This is a genomic window from Actinoplanes couchii, assembly GCF_016862075.1.
Taxonomy (GTDB): Bacteria; Actinomycetota; Actinomycetes; order Mycobacteriales; family Micromonosporaceae; genus Actinoplanes; species Actinoplanes couchii.
Genome location: NZ_BOMG01000132.1, coordinates 1 through 763, shown reverse-complemented (window position 1 = coordinate 763; position 763 = coordinate 1). Strand labels below are relative to the sequence as shown.

Here is a 763-nt window from a genome sequence, read left to right as displayed (position 1 = left end):
CTGCGACGTGTTCGCGGGCGCCGAGGTGCCGGACGGCGTCGGCGAGAACGCCCCGGGTCGCGCCGGACAACCTGCGGTTCCAGGATCTCGAACTTCCCGGCGCCTCCATCGAGGTCAGGTCTTCCAGATAGACGACGGTGGCGCCGGTCGCGTGGGCCTGGTCGATCAACCATCTCGCGGCCGACCATGCCAACGCACGGCCGAGGTTCCGGATCCGGGCACATACCCTCCGGTGTTCCTGCCGAAGCAGGTCGAATTTCGCCGCAGCCGCCAGGTCGAGGCCGGATCGGCGGCCGGCGGCGAGCCGCTCCAGGTGGGTGACCTTCGTCTGCAGGGTTTCGCGATGCTGGCGTAGCCGGTCGAGTTTGCGGGACACCCCTGCCGCGTCGAACCGCAGCGCACGCCCGGAAGCGATGACGGTGCCGTCCGGTCCCGGTTCGGCGACCACCGCGGTGAGCAGGGTGTTGTAGCCCCAGTCCGCACCGATCGCCCGCCGGTGCCCGGAAAGGGGTGCCGCCTCGACCGTGGTTTCGAACGGCAGGTCGAGGCGGACCTTGCCCTCGCGCAGCCGCAAGGTCGGGGTGCACAGTTTCGCCGTCGCGGCGACGGTCGGCGGGACCGTTACGGTGATGTCGTGCCAGCTCCAGTCACGATAGGAGACCGGAGCGGGCACCGTCGGGAGTTGCACCCACAGGCGTGCCCGGTTCGCGTCGATGCGTTCGCAGCGGACGAGTTGCCGGTCCGCGGCCGCGAGCAGCACCTG

1 protein-coding gene is annotated in these 763 nt (G+C 70.5%); it reads right to left on the bottom strand.

Annotated features, from left to right (window positions below; all coding sequences use genetic code 11):
- On the bottom strand, nucleotides 1–763 hold a 763-nt coding region (locus tag Aco03nite_RS49900), incomplete at both ends, for a hypothetical protein (RefSeq protein ID WP_203809821.1).